Annotated in this window: 14 protein-coding genes; 3 read left to right on the top strand and 11 right to left on the bottom strand. The window is 43.3% G+C overall.

Going from position 1 to position 17,762, the window contains the following annotated elements; translation table 11 throughout:
• Positions 1-169: 169 nt before the first annotated feature.
• The 3 genes from MY523_RS11160 to MY523_RS11170 all read right to left on the bottom strand — a co-directional run bounded on the left by MY523_RS11160 (position 170) and on the right by MY523_RS11170 (position 1,630).
• On the bottom strand, positions 170-541 hold the full coding sequence (locus tag MY523_RS11160) for a hypothetical protein (RefSeq protein WP_250654783.1): 372 nt from the start codon (positions 539-541) through the stop codon (positions 170-172).
• 31 nt (positions 542-572) lie between these two features.
• Positions 573-944, bottom strand: a complete 372-nt coding sequence (locus tag MY523_RS11165; protein WP_250654784.1) for a hypothetical protein — start codon at positions 942-944, stop codon at positions 573-575.
• A 116-nt stretch (positions 945-1,060) separates the two neighbouring features.
• Complete coding sequence (locus MY523_RS11170; protein WP_250654785.1) at positions 1,061-1,630, bottom strand: OmpA family protein; 570 nt, start codon at positions 1,628-1,630, stop codon at positions 1,061-1,063.
• 178 nt (positions 1,631-1,808) lie between these two features.
• Between MY523_RS11170 and istA the strand changes: the two genes are divergently transcribed.
• Both istA and istB read left to right on the top strand, forming a co-directional pair.
• Entirely contained in the window at positions 1,809-2,831 is a 1,023-nt protein-coding gene (gene istA, locus MY523_RS11175; RefSeq protein WP_250654786.1) for an IS21 family transposase, read from the top strand.
• Complete coding sequence (gene istB / locus MY523_RS11180; RefSeq protein WP_250654787.1) at positions 2,828-3,613, top strand: IS21-like element helper ATPase IstB; 786 nt, start codon at positions 2,828-2,830, stop codon at positions 3,611-3,613. Before istA ends, istB begins: the two co-directional genes overlap by 4 nt.
• A 31-nt stretch (positions 3,614-3,644) precedes the next feature.
• On the opposite strand, the gene MY523_RS11185 is transcribed toward istB, so the two are convergent.
• Complete coding sequence (locus tag MY523_RS11185) at positions 3,645-4,526, bottom strand: hypothetical protein (RefSeq protein WP_250654788.1); 882 nt, start codon at positions 4,524-4,526, stop codon at positions 3,645-3,647.
• A 237-nt stretch (positions 4,527-4,763) separates the two neighbouring features.
• Here MY523_RS11185 and MY523_RS11190 point away from each other — a divergent pair, with 237 nt between their 5' ends.
• Positions 4,764-5,489 (top strand): hypothetical protein, encoded by a 726-nt coding sequence (locus tag MY523_RS11190; RefSeq protein WP_250654789.1) that lies wholly within the window; start codon positions 4,764-4,766, stop codon positions 5,487-5,489.
• A gap of 74 nt (positions 5,490-5,563) precedes the next feature.
• Here the strand turns inward: MY523_RS11190 and MY523_RS11195 are convergent, their stop codons facing one another.
• The 7 genes from MY523_RS11195 to MY523_RS11225 form a co-directional block, all read right to left on the bottom strand.
• Entirely contained in the window at positions 5,564-10,231 is a 4,668-nt protein-coding gene (locus MY523_RS11195; RefSeq protein ID WP_250654790.1) for an OmpA family protein, read from the bottom strand.
• A gap of 14 nt (positions 10,232-10,245) precedes the next feature.
• A complete protein-coding gene (locus MY523_RS11200; RefSeq protein WP_250654791.1) occupies positions 10,246-11,271 on the bottom strand; it encodes a hypothetical protein in 1,026 nt (341 codons plus the stop codon).
• Positions 11,272-11,285: 14 nt separating this feature from the next.
• A complete protein-coding gene (locus MY523_RS11205) occupies positions 11,286-12,308 on the bottom strand; it encodes a TolB-like translocation protein (RefSeq protein WP_250654792.1) in 1,023 nt (340 codons plus the stop codon).
• Positions 12,309-12,321: 13 nt separating this feature from the next.
• Positions 12,322-13,296, bottom strand: coding sequence for a hypothetical protein (locus MY523_RS11210; protein ID WP_250654793.1), 975 nt, complete (start codon positions 13,294-13,296; stop codon positions 12,322-12,324).
• 11 nt (positions 13,297-13,307) lie between these two features.
• The gene (locus tag MY523_RS11215) at positions 13,308-14,906 is read right to left on the bottom strand and encodes a toxin VasX (RefSeq protein ID WP_250654794.1); all 1,599 of its coding nucleotides are present in this window, start codon (positions 14,904-14,906) and stop codon (positions 13,308-13,310) included.
• 145 nt (positions 14,907-15,051) lie between these two features.
• Complete coding sequence (locus MY523_RS11220; protein ID WP_250654795.1) at positions 15,052-15,567, bottom strand: Hcp family type VI secretion system effector; 516 nt, start codon at positions 15,565-15,567, stop codon at positions 15,052-15,054.
• Between the two features lie 199 nt (positions 15,568-15,766).
• Positions 15,767-17,758 (bottom strand): serine/threonine-protein kinase, encoded by a 1,992-nt coding sequence (locus MY523_RS11225; protein WP_250654796.1) that lies wholly within the window; start codon positions 17,756-17,758, stop codon positions 15,767-15,769.
• Positions 17,759-17,762: the final 4 nt, after the last annotated feature.

The raw sequence follows: 17,762 nt of genomic DNA on the forward strand, positions 1-17,762 counted from the left end.
CAGTCGTACCTCCTTTCATCACGGCTACGAGGTGCTTACTGTGACAGAGTTTTTGTATCCTTGATGAAGCGGAATCAGGATTTCTGGACACTGACCGATAGAACCAAGCCTTGCATTTTCTCTAAGATGAAAAAAAATGGTGCCTGCCAAGGCTTAACATATACGTTGATTATTCATCATCGTCATTACCGCACCTTTTCTCCATAGCTTCAGTAATACCTGCTGACTCAACGGCTTTTCTCCATTTCGGGTATAAACACTGGTTATACGCCAAGTCGCCCCCCATACCTTCACCTGTGTTTTTTATTGGATGATTAACCAGGCAGTAACGCAAGCTTTCCTCCATACCGTCTAAATAACTTTCAATCGCCGCATCAGACAACCCATAACAAGCCACAGCTTGTTTAAATTCAGCTGACTGTCTTATTTCGCTCATTTCCTTTTCTACAGCACCCTCTACACTGCCTGTCGATGCATTGGCTGAAAGGCTTATTATTGCTAAAGCGACCAATTGAAATATTTTAAGTGTGTATCGTTTCATTTATATAATCCCTTGTTTTTTTTGTGTTCTATTAGCTACCAACAGACACCCAGTCCGCGCAATTTTTTTTAATTTCGGCCTTAAAATTTGGGTCAGAATAAAATGCAGGCATATCGTAATACCAATCAACACCTTCGCCTGATAAATGCTTGCATCCCCCAAAAATTTTTTTCCCTCTAGAACTAACTGATGGGCACGCTCCCTTTGAGTAAATATCAGCTGCATCAGGTATCATGTTATACATCTGTCTTGTCATAGTTGTTTCCAAACATGCAGCCTCCATTTCTTTATGAAGCACGACCCCTTGATCAGCCACGCCGGTTAACGCAAACAAACTTAATGACATGAGGCTAACAAACGATAAGCAGCGATTAGTGTTGAGGTGTTTCCGAAAAGTATTCATTTAATAATCCTTATAACGCATTTATTTAAAACCCAGATCCCATGGGCACGCATTTTGTTTAACTAAGACCGAGAACAAACCAATATTGAAGCATGCCCTCTTTCATAGAAGGTTAATCACAACCGTTGAACCAACTCCACTCGACGGTTGAGTTTCTTTCCTTTATCGGAAGTGTTTGTCGATTCTGGCGCGTAAGGCCCTACACCTACGGCGATAAGCCTTGAAGATTCTATGTTGTATTTCTCGACCAATTGCTTAACAACCGCTTGAGCGCGTTGCTCTGATAACTCAGTGTTATGGTTTAACAGCCCTGAATCATCCGTATGCCCGACCACATAGAGTGACAACTGTTTGCGTGTTTTTAGCAGCTCTGCCACCGCATCCATTGAAGGCTTTGACTCTTGCTTTACAATTGATTTATCCGTATCAAAGTACACACCATATAACAGTGCTTTCCCTCGTTGTTCTAACTGCTGGCTTAGAAAATCAGGGCTTACTTCTACAAGGTCTGCCTCAAGAGCTTCTTCCTCTACAATACTTTGTAACACCCAAGTATTCTGCCGATTTGAAATAATCAACACGGCTAAATAAACATCCCCGTCTTCAGCTGCTTTTTTATAAACCAAATAATAAGGGTCATACTGGTAGTCATAAATCGAGTATTCAAGGGATATCTCTTCAGCCATTGCAGTAAGATGATCACCCGTACCACAGTCTGATAATTGACACTGATAAATCTTGTTGAAGCCTGCTTGGTGAATATGTCACCGACAATGTAAAACTGACCCACTAACGACAATTTAAAATTGACCCACCTGAGGCACAATTACCGCTTTTTGTTAGCGAAAAGGCGGTGTCGATGAAATGTTGACTCAGGAGAAATTAGTGGAAATACACGTTTTACACCGACAAGGCATGAGCATTCGCAAAATCGCTAAAGAACTCAATGTATCCCGAAATACGGTACGAAAGTATTTACGCGATGTTGCTCGAACACCTACGTATAACCAGCGCGAACCTAGCCCCTCGAAATTGGATGCCTTCAAGCCGTATTTAAAAGAACGTATCGACGCGGCAAAACCGAACTGGATTCCGGCGACGGTTCTGTGCAGAGAAATCCAGGCCATGGGTTATCAGGGCAAAGAAGGTATTCTGAAAAACTATATTCGACAATTTAAGCCCAAAGTCGACGACCCGGTTGTCCGCTTTGAAACCGCATCTGGTCAACAGATGCAGGTGGACTTCACCACGATATGTCGAGGGCGAACCAAGCTTAAGGCCTTCGTGGCAACACTCGGTTATAGTCGTGCCAGTTATGTACGGTTCAGCGAATACGAGCGACAAGAAGACTGGTTAGCAGGGATCGAAGGTGCACTGCATTACTTCGGTGGTGTACCACAGGAAATGCTGTTCGATAATGCCAAATGCATCATGATCGAACGGGATGCCTTCGGGGAGGGCCAACATCGGTGGAATGCCAGTCTGTTGGTTATGGCGCGAGACTATGGATTTAGACTTCGTGCCTGTCGTCCGTATCGAGCCAAAACCAAAGGTAAAGTGGAGCGTTTTAACGGCTACCTGAAAAACAGTTTTATCACGCCACTTGCGGCGTCATTGAAACAAGCAGGACTAACACTGGATATCGATATTGCTAATGCGCAAGTGGGTCCATGGCTGGCTGACATTGCGCATCAGCGCATTCATGGTACTACGGGAGAAAAGCCTCAAGTATTACTTGATACAGAGCGACTTAGTCTAATGCCACTGCCGTCACTTCCCGAGTCTGCGAGTGAAATCAAACCGCATGATAATGTGCAGGCCATCCCAGTCGAAAGCCTTCAGCATCCACTCAGCACCTATGACCAGTTGTTGGGAGTGGCTTTATGAACCTACAGATGGACAGAATACAGCAGGCTTGTGAAACCCTTAAACTGAATGCTGTCGCCCTGGAGTGGTCGGCCATCGCAGATAAAGCTTCTGGGGATGAATCATCACTGGCAGACTTCCTTGAGCGACTGTTACAAGTTGAGTTGGACGCTAGAATGCAACGGACCCGAGAAACCTTACTGAAGTTCGCCGGACTCCCGAGCATTAAGCGCTTTGAAGACTATGACTTCAAGTTTGCTACCGGCGCTCCCCGTAAGCAGCTACAGGAATTAACCAGCTTAGCCTTTATCGAACGTGCCGAGAATATCGTTCTACTAGGACCAAGTGGAGTTGGCAAAAGCCACTTAGCAATTAGCCTGGCATACAAGGCCGTTATGAACGGCATAAAAATCCGCTTCATTACTGCTGCCGATCTCATGTTGCAGTTAGCGACAGCCAAAAAGCAAGATCGATTAGAGGCATATCTCAAACGCAGCATACTGGCACCTAAACTTCTCATCATTGACGAAATCGGCTATTTGCCATTTGGCCGAGAAGAGGCCAACTTGTTCTTTAATGTGATTGCCAAACGCTATGAACAAGGAAGTGTCATTGTGACGAGCAATCTACCGTTCTCACAGTGGTCAACGGCCTTCGCTGATGATCAGACTTTAACTGCAGCCTTGCTTGATAGGCTACTGCATCATGCGCACATCGCTCAGATATCGGGAAACAGCTATCGACTAAAAGGCAAGAAAGCGGCAGGCATAGTGCCAGTTACTGACCAGCAAGTGAGAAAATAAACGAAAAGAAAACGCTAAGGGTGGGTCAATTTTAAATTGCCGTTTTACAGGCAAAGTGGGTCAAAATTAGATTGCCGTTGACAATAGCATTTTGGTAGTTTTTGAATACTTTAAAAGAGGACGTGTTTTCGATTGAATAACTGTGTTTAGTCACATCTCCGGTTATTAATATCTTTTTATATTGATATGGAGAGGTGCCAGAAAGTGGACTAATAGGTAGGCTTAATGTTGAATAGTCCACTTTTGAGGTATTACGTATAACCGCATTAGGATAACGGCTTATTAGTTTGTGATCTTTTTCCCTTTCAGTGTCACTTATTGAATTAACAGCTGTCGACTTAGGCGGTTGAGTCAGATACTTAGCATTAACCTTCACCAATCCCAACTCCAACGCCTTTTCTTCAATCACATTCTGAAACACCCAAGTGTTAGTAAGATTTGAAACAACCATTATTGCAATATATATGGCCCCGTTTTTACCGGTTTTTTTAGCCACCATATAATATGGATTTTTATCATAGTCATATAGTGTCGCTTCCAGCGAAACCAGGCTCGCAAGCTCATTTAGCTGTTGTACTGAACCACAATCAGTTAGCTCACACTGGAATTCAAAGGAGAACCCCGATTGGCTTAACGCATCATGATAGTTCTTGAACACTTTTAACGAAGACGTTTGCTCAATGGAATAAGTATGTCTAGTGATATCACCCGTCAAAGAAAGCATCTTATTTTGAGAAGAGTCTTCATGGCGAATTTTACTAATGGGAATGGAGATCGTTGAGTAATCAACAAAGCTTGAGGCTCTCACGCTGGCATTTTCATACTTGCTTAGTAGAGAGTGATCGGGGATATTTGCATGAGCAATGCTGGAAAGCAGCATTAAAATAAAGACTGATTTGGTAATTAAATCCATAGGGTTCCTTGTGAGCATCCATAACGCCAAGTTAATTCATCCATGTTTAAACCACTGAGGGTCGACGTATACTACCAGCTGGAAAGATATTCGCAATGGACTTTAAAATCAGCGGCGTGGACGGCTCTACTTCGTAACAATATTATGATTTTGTGTTGATTAATTATTTGTTAGAATAGCCGCCCAAGCCTCTTAATGGATTAAGAGAAAGATGTCTATAAGCGAAGGACTCGCAACATGTTACGCCACTTCTTACTTACGTTAACCCCCTTCTCTAACTCGTTCTCATTGTGCACACGCAACAGTCGAGCAAAAGGTGCCATATATATTACACTGCTAATTTCTGGGCTAACGGCCTGCTCCAGCAATGTAAAATTTGACGACTCAGAATACCGTGCAGTAGGGCAAACAGCCCCTCAGAATGGAAAAATATCTAACCCCAAACAAGCAAACTATAGTTCGGCCGAGCAACTTCAATATGACGCAGACGGTTATAACGCATCATCGAACGGCCATACCCAGTTATCGCGTCGATATGGGCACGACCTAACCATTCGAAAGATTATTCAAACTATTCGAATACACTGTGTAGCGCAACCACTAACGACAACCTCATCAGGCTCTGAACCGCTACAGTTCTGCCACTATCAATTCCCCAACACCTGCGGGTCACACCGCTTTTCGCTGATAGAGAATTCAACTCAAACAGCACTGGTCTACCATGACCGAAAAACGCAACGGAATATCCTGGATCAGGTGCAAGACAGCGAGTATGCACATCCCGGATTATGGGATTTCGCTGACCAAATCAGTGTTAGCTCCCCGTACCCTGAGCAACAACTCTACTACCAGTTTTCAGGAAAATCGGCACAGGCATGGGTGGTTGGTTTGAATGATAAAGATCGAAATGAATTCGGAACGCTATATGCCAGGGCGGTGAATGAAACGTTGGCTTGTTTTTAGTGTTTAAAACACAAAAAAAAGAGGTTCCCAACATGACCCTCTTTTTTTAGTTTGCTATCAATATCTGTGACGTTTTATGGTTGATAAAGCTCATTCCGGTCAATGCGAATAGATCTTGTATCTTTCTCAATCCATTTTTTAATCGCCTTCAGCTTATCCAGATATGCTTTTTCTTTAGCCTCCTCTCCTTTAATACCTGCTTGTTTCAGTATAGAGTCTTTAGGGTTATCAGGTTCTTTCATCCACGGGGCATCGCCGTCATACTGACCGGGAACACTAAACCGAAACTCATAAGGTATGTTGTTATTCGGCGTGACATATAGAGACGCTTTTTCACAACTAAACCCTGTTTTACCTGGCGTTTTAAAGTCTCCAAACTGAAAACGAAATGGGTCCGAGCTGTCTGCTTTTAACTGCGGCGGTTTTGTATCAATAACCTCGACACGCCCATCTCCAAAGGGTCTAATCCCTTTCACAACATGGCCCGTAGGCGACTCATAATCAGGCACATAGTGAGACACAAACAGATGTCGTTTATTGGATTCTTGCTCACTGACACCAAACCAACCGGCTAGGGCTTCCATTTTTTCTTTCCATTTAGGTGCAGAGCGATCTTCAAACAATGTCAACAACTGTTTATATGCAGGGTTCTTTTTAAAATGCGCGCTGTCATCTGCTTTAAAAATAATGGGCGCAGGGTTATCAGGCCGATAATATCCACGCACAACCTGATTCATCTCTCCCAGGTAGTGCATTGTTTTAGTCAGTTTTGGACCTTGGCTATTCTTGAATACAAAATTGAACTCTTCCAACTCAAACTCAAGATTGAGGTGCTTCCATACATTGCCCAAACTTTCGTATCGATCTTTTTTAACGTTCGAAGCCATTACCACGATCATAAATTCAACCGGTGACGCCCAGTCATAATGCTCAAACGAAATGGCCCTATTTCCCTCAAGGGTGACAGGAGCGCTCAAATTCATGGCAACCTGTTTGATTTCGTCCGAGAAACTGGCATGCGGTAGAATCCACTGACCTTGCCCCTTTTCATCGGGGATGCGAACTAACACAGCAACATTTTGATAGTCGCCTTGATTAAAAAGTGGCGGATACTGCGTCGTTGCGGCTCGATCAAGTAAAAAGTTTTTGTCGATCATTAACGACTCGTGAGGGCGTTTTTTATCTACTTGAATACGAAATGACTCGCGATAATCCACATCTTCAGATTGTTGAGTCCAGTATTTTGAGTGCCCTGTCGCGCCCTCTTCCCACTCACAACCTTTATCTCCATCAGACACCGAAAACCGAACGGGGCACTCTAGCTCATCTTGTTTACCGACGCATACATTGAAGGCAATATCCATGTCCAGGTTACCCCACTGATAGTAGCGGTCAGCACTCATAACATTTAGTCCGATGAAGCTTCCCAAGGGTTTTGCTCCAAATAGGGTTGACTTCCCAAGCTTGTAGAATGGATAGAATATACAACCCCGTTTACCGACAAATTGCTGCTCATCAGCCAGCAATTCCTCAGCCTTCAGCTCCCGGGTGATATCCGTATAAACAGGCCCTTTAACATCCGGCACAGTATCTTGTCGGCATAACTGCAAGCGAATGGGGTAAACAGCTTCAGCATACTCTTCTTTTAATACCACCAATATACGCAGTGGCTGGGATGGACTTAGCGGCTTTTCACTCACATAGTTTGAGTAAGGGTCATCAACAAAGCGCTCAGCAATAGGACGCCATTCATTCTGCGGGCCGGTATTACTATTTTTATAATGAATATTGGTATGCAATAGGTATTGAGTACCTAGCTCAGGGTATTCCGTTTTGAACACTTGGCAGAATTGACTGATATCTGACGAGGCTAAATGATGAACAGGGAAGCATCGGTGGAAATCTGCCCGAGTGTGCCCCGGCAAATCAACATTTAGTTGTGAGTAAAAATGGCTGATATCTCTTACAAGTTCATCTGATCCATGGCGCGCAATATTTACAATGTTTGCATCATCAAGCACCTCACCTACCCCAGACAATACCTCATCCATTAGCCTACCGGCCTTTTCTAAAAAGGAATCTCCATCGGGGTCTTCTCCATCCCTGAGTCGATACGGGTTTGTTTCATATACCCAATAGCTGTCTATCGTCATAGGTGCAATCGGTTTCAACGGGAATGTCCATTGATCATTAAGGATCATCTTCTGAACGTACTCTTCAACACGGTACTTTTTGAGCTTCAACTTAAATAGAATCTCCCTCCCCTTAGCTGAGTCAGCATCATTGTCCCAGTCAATTCCCTTTAGCTCATCCAGGCGCTTGTCACCTGAGTCAGGATAGTTCGCCGAAACCAGTGCACGGGTAATAATTAACATTAACCCCGTCAGTGCTTCAGAGCGTATTCGATACTGCAAGTGTAAATAGTGAGCAGGCGTATCCGGTTGGTTTAATGCCGTTAGCGCTTGTGGCACCGCACGACTCGTTGACGGGGCGGACGTAAAAGGAATATCACGAATCAACTGCTGATTAACCAGGGAGTGTGCTTCCAGGTTTTTAACCAGCCCCTTACTATCTTTAAATTGCTTCAGATAGCGAGAGCCCAATTGCTGATCAAGCACGTCTGAGGCGCTGGATAGGAGTGAAGCACTTTCTTTTCCCGCTATCAATACGAGTGCAGCGAGCGATGTAGCAGGCACACAGGTCGCAACCCCCAATGCCATATCAATTAAGCTGTTTAAGCCTTGATCAATACGTTCACTTTGTTGGATTAGCATGTCGTTAGACAGGTTGCGTAAACGCTCAATATTGCCAACCGCCTCGCGACAATACGAGTAAGACGCTAACGCTTCCCCTTGCTGTATCATCGCCTCAACACGACGATTCTCTGCGCGCCCCTCGTCAGTCTGATTCGAGGCCACCGGGTCTGCTTCACCGTTAGCCACTATAAATAGCCGCTTACCCTCTACACCCTGCTCGATCAAATAATCACGAACCGCTCTCGCACGGTCTTTAGAGAGGTAATAATTAAACTCATCAGTACCTATGCTATCGGTATAGCCCTGCAAAGCCACACTCAATGTTTCATCTTCTTTTAAACGTTCTGTGAAGGCTGTTAGCGCTGAATGATATTTGTGTTTGATGTTTGACTTGTTAAGGTCAAATAATAACTTAATCTCTGTTGTTTGAGGTGCTTGCGCCTCATCATTCAATTCATGACGCCCGATTTTTTCATGGAACTGCTGAAACAAGTCATCCAGTTTTTCAGCCGTCATGTCAGCATCCTCATTGAGCTGCTGATAACTCATTCCGTTACTCAAAAGCCCATAGCCTGAATGGGCAATATCAAATGGCGTTGCAAACTTGTCGATTAGCTTAATGAGGTTGGCACTACCATTAATTCGGTAGGCCAGCGTGTTTTCAAAATCATCAATCGTCTCAGACAAGTTTTGATAGGCGCTTAATGAAAACCAGTTTTCTTTGATTAGCTGAGAAAGCGGTACGGCAATATTAGCGCGTGAAGCTGCTTCTGTGAGCGACTCTCGAACCTCTTTCCAGGCATACCAGGTGCTGGCACCGCCGAAAGACATCTCGGCCAGCGCTTTAATTTCATCACTTTGATACTCACTTGAAAGGCGGTCTATAACTTGGGCAATTGCAGTGCCAGTTTTGAGGCCCTCAGGAGATAGCATTGCTCCTGTTGCCAGGTGGGTGTAGTTACGCGCTGCATCTAACTGCTGAGCATAAGGGATTAACCCGTCTGTCGGCTGTTTCTTTTCATTTTCATTTTCGGCCAAAACTGAGTGTGGCTCTTGCGAGTTGAGTTTTTTTGCGGCTTCAAGCAGGTGTGAAAACTGTTTAGGGAATTGAGTGATCATCAACTCTTCAACCGTTACGGGCTCACAGTTGACTATTTCGAACTCACCTAATGGGTTGGTTATGTTGAAGTGGAAGGGTTTTGATAGCTCATAATAATAATCGTCAAAGCCTGCTTCTTCACTCACTAGCTTACCTTGCCAATGATTATTTAACTCCTCTGCTTTAAGGTTAACTCTTATATGGTAGAGGGCCGAACGTTTAAGTAAGTCATCTGCACCGATAAATGAAGCGATGTACTTGTCTGTTCCTTCAACTTTCCTTACAGTTACCCGCTTTGGATTAAGAGGATCTCCGCCCCAAGGGTAAAATTGAACCGTTGCGTTTAAAAAACTTGCTGATGAGAATATAAAAAAAACAGCCCTGAATTTTGGAATAACGAAACCAGATATATCAGCACCTTCTAACTTATGATACCAGTCTGAATATAACTGTTCCTGCTTACGGCTTGCCTCAATAGCTGAGTATTTTTTTACCGGGGGCCTAATACGATCAAATGAAATACGCTCCCTTTTTGTTTTTAACACCCCCCCTTTATAATTTTTTAAGAGTTCTGCCAATGCATCAGCCCAAGACTCGCCGTACAATGTATTCACATAAGAGAGTATATCTGCAGGTGGAATTACTATTTCTTGCTCTAAAGAAAGGGCTCTAATTAATTTACCAGAACCCAAGTCTGCTTTAGACCAGGCCAACCTTCCATACTGATCAGTTCTAATTGGTTGAAAATCATTTTTATCGCGAGTACACAATCCCCCTTTAATTGCGATAGATGCATTAGGTATAACATCTACCCAGTTTTTTGTTTCACTATCGCTCAAATAGCTAGACGCCAAATAAACTTGGCCTAACTCTGCATTACATTCCATGTAAATAGCCTATCTTAATAGTTAATTAACGATACCCCTGAAATAGACCCAAACCCATCAGGAGAGCTGTATAGCTTACTCGGCTCACCCGTTGGAACATCCAACGTCGCAATAAACCCTCCATGGCGAAAATATATTTGTTTACCATTCTTTGAAAATGAACCTAAATCCCCCCTTAGTTTCGTATCCAAAATAATATCTGATGGGTAAGCTGTCTTTATAACGTACGACTTTATACCTCGCTTTTGGTTGTAAACAAACAACTCCCCATCTGCTGATAACTGGTGCCACTCTTTTAGCCCCCATTTCGTATTTAGAACTACTTTTCTGATCGATTTGCCCTTTCGATCAAACAGTTCAAAACCATCTTTCTGCACCACAAAAAACTGATCTTTATCGCGTAGATAGTACGTCCCCTGATAACCAATTTTAACTTCCTTTGTCATCGTCTTCTGCTCAACATGATAACGCCAAAGGTTTTTATCCATATGAAAAAATATTTCATTACTGTCTGCATTCCATTGAAATAACGGAATCCCGCCCCCTTCTGCAAACGTAATTTTGGTATTGGTTTTCAAGTCTATTAGCTGTTTTTCAATAAACTCCACCCCTCGTGCAACGGACAACACTATATATCGGTTATCCGGCGACCTTACCGGTGGGTGAATAAAGCCTCCGCTGCCATCGCCATATAACAACTCATAATCAACCGCCTGCCTTAAATCTGTTCCATCGGTTTTTATTGACCAAATAGTGTCTCGATTCTCACCGGGTGCTGACATCGCAAACTGAATACGAGGCCCATCAAAAATATCAGGGTCGCCGTATATTTCTGGCTTAATAACAAACGGTTGTTCTTCTGATGAACCGTCTTGTGCTTGCGAACTGTTGAATTCAGAACCGCTTTCATTACAGCCCGCCAAAAGCACGAGAAAGAGTAGTAAAAAAAACTTAAATGAGGCATTAACAACCATCGTTTTGAATTGCCTGTTCTTAACGTTTACCAAATAGACTTGACCTAATTCTGCATTACATTCCATATAAATAGCCTATATTAATAATTGAATAACGTTATTTCAGAAATAGACCCAAACCCATCAGGAGAGCTGTATAGCTTACTCGGCTCACCCGTTGGAACATCCAACGTCGCAATAAACCCTCCATGGCGAAAATATATTTGTTTACCATTCTTTGAAAATGAACCTAAATCCCCCCTGAATTTCGTATCCAAAATAATATCTGATGGGTAAGCTGTCTTTATAACGTACGACTTTATACCTCGCTTTTGGTTGTAAACAAACAACTCCCCGTCTGCTGATAACTGGTGCCACTCTTTTAGCCCCCACTTCGTATTCAACACTACCTTTTTTATCGACTCACCTTGTCGATCAAACCATTCAAAGCCATCTTTCTGCACCACAAAAAACTGATCTTTGTCCCGTAGGTAATAGGTGCCTTGATAGCCAATTTTAACCTCCTTTGTCATCGTTTTTCGGTCAACATGGTAACGCCATAGGTTTTGGTCCATGTGAAAAAAAACTTCCTTGCTATCACTTGTCCATTGAAATAATGGAATACCGCCCCCTTTGGCAAAGGTGATTTTGGTATTGCTTTTCAAATCTATGAGCTGTTTTTCTAACCCTTCACTAGTCATCATTGAAATGGCAATGTAACGATTATCTGGAGATCGTACTGGAGGATGATTAAAAACCGCGTCTGTCTCTCCTCTTAATCGTTGATTATTTACAGCCTGCCTTAAATCTGTTCCATCGGTTTTAATCGACCAAATAGTGTCTCGTTTTTCACCGGGTGCAGACATCGCAAACTGAATACGAGGTCCATCAAAAATATAAGGGTCTCCGTATATTTCTGGCTTAATAACAAAAGGCTTTTCTTCTGAAACTTCGTCTTGTACTTGCGCACTGTTGGATTCAGAACCGCTTTCATTACAGCCCGCCAAAAGAACGAGAAAGAGTAGTAAAAAAAACTTTAATGAGGCATTAACAACCATCGTTTTGAATTGCCTGTTCTTAACGTTTACCAAATAAACTTGACCTAATTTTGCATTACAATCCATGTAATACTCCTTATTACGAATCCGTATTTATTAAGGTGTAAAAGGCCGTTCCACCCAACCCTCTCACTGAATCGTATATCTTTATCGTTTCGCCAGTATCAATATTCAAGCGTGCAATTCCACCCCAACTTCTAACGAATAAGAACTCTCCCGTTTTTGAGAAGGTAGATGCATCATAAACTCCGTCGTTGCGCTTATAGATAATCTTATATGGAGCCTCAGTATCAACTATATACCAGTACTCATCGCGAGATTGAGTATATAGGAACCTTCTTCCACTCAGTGACAGTTGATGCCACTTTCTCAACCCCCACTTCGTATTTAGAACTACTTTTCTGATCGACTCACCTTGTCGATCAAACCATTCAAAGCCATCCTCCTGCACCACAAAAAACTGATCTTTGTCCCGTAGGTAATAGGTGCCTTGATAGCCAATTTTAACCTCCTTTGTCATCGTTTTTCGGTCAACATGGTAACGCCATAGGTTTTGGTCCATGTGAAAAAAAACTTCCTTGCTATCACTTGTCCATTGAAATAATGGAATACCGCCCCCTTTGGCAAAGGTGATTTTGGTATTGCTTTTCAAATCTATGAGCTGTTTTTCTAACCCTTCACTAGTCATCATTGAAATGGCAATGTAACGATTATCTGGAGATCGTACTGGAGGATGATTAAAAACCGCGTCTGTCTCTCCTCTTAATCGTTGATTATTTACAGCCTGCCTTAAATCTGTTCCATCAGTTTTAATCGACCAAATAGTCCGCCTATTTTCGCCCGGCGCCTTCATCGCAAACTGAATGCGAGGCCCATCAAAAATATCAGGGTCGCCGTATATTTCTGGCTTAATAACAAACGGTTGTTCTTCTGATGAACCGTCTTGTGCTTGCGAACTGCTGGACTCAGAACGGTCTTCAAAACAACCACTTAAATTGAGCAGCATGAGTAATACGCTTAGAAGTAATCCCTGCTGGCTGGCTCGTCTTAACATTTATAGTATCCTTATCTGTCGTTCGCTTGAGCGTCGTCTAAGTAATCATCTTCCGGGTGGGTGTTGGCACTTTCAGTCAACTCTATAACCTGTTGGTAGGTTAAGTTCTGAAACAGATAAAAGGCCGGTTCCCCATCATTAGGGTCTTGAATCATACTGAGCAAACTGGCTTTTGGCATGCCACTGTACTCAAGTATTGCCCAGTTTGGTTTATGCATTCGGGCATCTTGCACCTGAATAGTCTGACGCCAACTTTTGTCGGCTGTTTGGAGAGTTATTAAGTCATCACGATCATCACTATCAAACGGGTCTAGCTCGAATAAAAAGTTAAGTGTATTGGCTGCTGCATTCAGAAAAATGACAGGTATTTTCTGTTTTCGTTCTTCATCAACGATGCTTTGGTCTGTGCTTTTTACTGTGTGTAATATAGTGTTAATTGAACTCATATCACCGTCTAGTAATTCAAACGATTGAGTTTTTGAGTACTGTTCAACCGCATCAACAGACGCTGTTTTGCTTAAAAGTTGATCGGTATTTGACTCTATCTCCTTGATCTTTCCCCATGACCACTGGGTTTCACTAAACGCGACTCGAACGCCTTTTCGCTTGAGCTGGTAATCATTATCCAGTTTGTAGGGCACCCATATATTCGTTAACCAATGTCCTTCTGCCTCACGCGCTTCATCTGATTTATGAAAGCCAAATCCGTACTGGCTTCGATACCATTCCACCCGCACATCTCGTAATGCACTATTTTCTTTTACCTCTAGCTCTCGCCATAAACGCCCCTGCCAAAACACATACAGCCAGCCACCCCTTAATAGACCCGCGTTATTTTTATCACTTTGTGTTGAGAAATACCGCATTGGTTTTATAGGAATCAGTATGTTATCCCACTCTTTTTTTGCGATGGTGCCTTTGCAAGGTAACGCATGCTTATTCAGTGGCAACACCATTGGCGAAGGCTCTCCAGCCATTGCAATGGCCACACCAAATGAACGGTTACATTGCGTTAGATTATTAAATGTCACCAGACTGCGATGTGAATATTTATGATCATTGACTGAGTATTGCCGCTGAGAGGTACCTTCTTTACATTTATTCAAGACGATAGACTGTTTATTTGATAAGTCACGGCCTGCAACTTCTATAACCAGTTTATGGTTTAGTCGCTCTTTAGTTTCTGTTGAGTCTTTGTATTGTGGTTTAGAAAATACGGGGGGGTGAGTTTTTAGAGCTGCCGCTGCGCTCATTCGACTATCGGCAAATGATGGATTGCTTCGAGACAAGGTTTGATGGTAATCGCTAGGGGCTTTTAACCAACTATACCCTGCTTCACCAGGCCGTTTACTTTCGTTATCTCCAGGCTGTATGACGATAAGTTGACCGCATTCCAATTGCTTTTGAATATCTGCTATTTGGTCGCGCCTATGAAAACAGTGCGACAATTGGTTGGCTTCAGCGGGATTATAGTTAACCAACGCTTCTGCAAATAGGGCTATTTGGTATGTATTATCAGCAAAACTTATAAACTTACCGGCCTGTGTTAAATCATACCCAGGAGAATAAATATCGTAGTCCTGCCCTCGAACCGTTACACGGGTTTTCACAACCAGCCTCCTGCCGAGATTATTGCACGTAATACCTTACCGCATTTCTCCATAGCGTATTTTACCAAATTTAACTCACAGCCAAGCATTTATATCGTACGTAATTGAAAAAGGGCACGATAATCGTGCCCTGGTAATCAACAGATCACACTTTCAATGAACGCCAGTCATCAAATGAAGACGTATTTGAAACTTCGTGAGTCCAGGTTATTTTACGGTAGGTGAAAGACACGTCTTCCAGGTGCGTAAAATGTGCCTGCGAAGGGTCTTGGCAGTTCGGCATGTGCGATTTGATATCAACCAAGATCGCATCTTCTAACTTAATAGTGAAATAGTGCTCTTGAAGCCCTGTAGAAGAGGTTCTGTACCACTTAATTTCACATTCAGGTAGACGCTCACCACTGGTTAATGCCTGAAATAGCAGTGGAGATGACTTATCAAACACCTTAGTGATGACAAGCGGCTGATGCACTCTCTGGCCTGTGGGTTGGCCGCTTTGAGGATCCCGCGGCAGAACAACATCATGTTGAAATGCCTCAACTAAGATCTCATTTTCATGGCCTTCCTGAAAGATATTCCCAACCGATGGCTCGGTGAAGTTTCCTTCAGTAATAAAACCCTGTTTTTCTCCCTTAATGGTCATATACGCTGGAGTTGGCATACTGCTTCCTTTCTTTAAAAATTATCGTTTAGCCACATCGTGGCTCGTTAGTGCGAAGATAAATCCCTATCTTCATTTATTAAACAAGCACTTAAAGTGCCTGTTCAATCCGTCATGCCCCAATGTAAATTAGGCATTAAATTACTATGCGCTGGTTTTATATTAAGCAGGTATTGATATTAGTGTTGCTTCATAGACTTTATAGTCTCAACCGGGCTGATAATATTTCCTCAACTACCTGATACGCCTCTTCATCGCGTTTCCACTTTGACAGTTCGCGAGCGTAGTCAAGGTCAGATTGAGCGACCAACCGTTCCCATTCATACTCATTACCTCCGAGTGAAACGTATCTGGCATGCTGATCTGTCAAAATGTCTCGATAAACAGGGTTTATATCTAACTGATTGGCGGATGCAGCTTTTATTTTTTTTAGTAAATAAGCCAGCATAGGTTGGTGCACCAAAGAAATATCAACCTTACTGACTGAAACCGAATCAGAAAACAGCGGTTCTTTGTCATTTCCAAAGTTTGGGGTTTCTCCGCTGGATAGCCTGGCGCTTAGCATGTTTTCTGCGGCACCCCACTCACCTTTATTTGGAAATAGTGACTTCGCAAGTTGCAGTTTTTCGCCCAATGGAAAATACCTTCCCGCACGCCAATCATCAGCCATCTCATGGTAAAGCAGTGAGCTAAGCCTGGTATCTTCCTCAATAATGCTCGGGTCTCCAGTAACCAACTTAAGCAACATAGCGCTGTTATACAACGCAATAAAATCCAGCGTTGAGTTAGGTTGTAGAGCGGTCAAGTAAGTTACCAATCGGGATTCGTAGCCGATGAGCGCCCTGACACTATAATCTGCCTGGAATTTTATCAGTTGGTTTCTGGCCTTTACGAACGCCAGATTGCTGGATAAATAAGGGGTCAAATTATCTGCAACCTCAAGACTCTGCAACAGTGCTGTGGCTGTCCGCTTCTGCTCTTCCAAAGGCTCGTCCATCAGATTGGGAGGTGCTGACCACAGTCTTCGCCATTCTAGAATTAGTTTGGGTAGCAGAATTGTCTCTAGCGCCTGCAACCTTGAAGCAGAGTCATCAGTCATATAACTCATTATTTGCTGAGCACGGTTTTCACTATCAGAATAACGAATTTTCCAGACGGGTAAATCATCGCTAAGCCATTGACTGGCAGGAACCACTGATGCACATAAAAGAGCAAAGGCCGCAACTGCGGAAGCTTTACGCCGGTGCCGTATTCGCTTTCTGCTCACCTGACAAAAAGCTAAAGAAAGCTCTTTCATAATTTCACTTTCTGCCGCTATGTTCGGATCCAATGCTCGCTGCAGGATGCGCCACTGTTTCTTGCTTAACTGAACAGGGCGCAAGGGTTTAATCCCTTGCTTGAGTGCTTTTTCGGCAGTCATTCGCTGATAAGGATGCCGCCCGGTTAGTACAAGGTATATGACACAAGCTAATGCATAAGCATCATCTATTCTTACTGGCTGACGACCTTGTAGTCGTGCATTGGTTGCATAGGAGGGCGTAATGGCATCACAAAGAGAGCGGTGGCGCCATTGGGAGTCAACGTCCGAACCTCCCGAGTCGAGGTTCATGTTCATCAGGCTCATTACCCTGGCCAAGCCAAAGTCCATCACCTTAACCCCTCCACCAGGGAGTACTTTAATATTCGACGGCTTAATGTCTGCGTGAACAACACCTTGCCGGTGAGCAAATGTAATGGCATCTATCAGCAGGCTAATAAGCCTAAATGATTTTGCTACCGGTAAGCCATCCGGGTATTCAGAAATAATAATCTGATCCAGTGTATACCCTTCAATAAGCTCCATCACAATATACGCATGGGATTCATCCCGGTTGTAATCATAGACTGCTGCAATGCCGCTATGCTGAAGCCTTTGAGCGATGACCGCTTCGCGCTGAAGCGCAATGCCCGCCCCAGTGACTTGCCGCACCTTCTCATTTAATAACTTAATCGCAACATAAGGGTTTGGGTCTTGAACTTCCTCCCTTCTTAAATCCAGCGCCTTATAGACAGATCCCATGCCCCCCTCACCTAACAGCTCTTCAAGCAAAAATCTATTGCTCAATATGGAACCGGCTTGAATGGCGGCTGCCGGGTAACCAGATTGTATTCCAGATACGTTATCGTTTGACTGTTGTCTGGCTTCCTGCATGATG

It is taken from the genome of Alkalimarinus coralli, from assembly GCF_023650515.1.
GTDB classification, from domain to species: Bacteria; Pseudomonadota; Gammaproteobacteria; order Pseudomonadales; family Oleiphilaceae; genus Alkalimarinus; species Alkalimarinus coralli.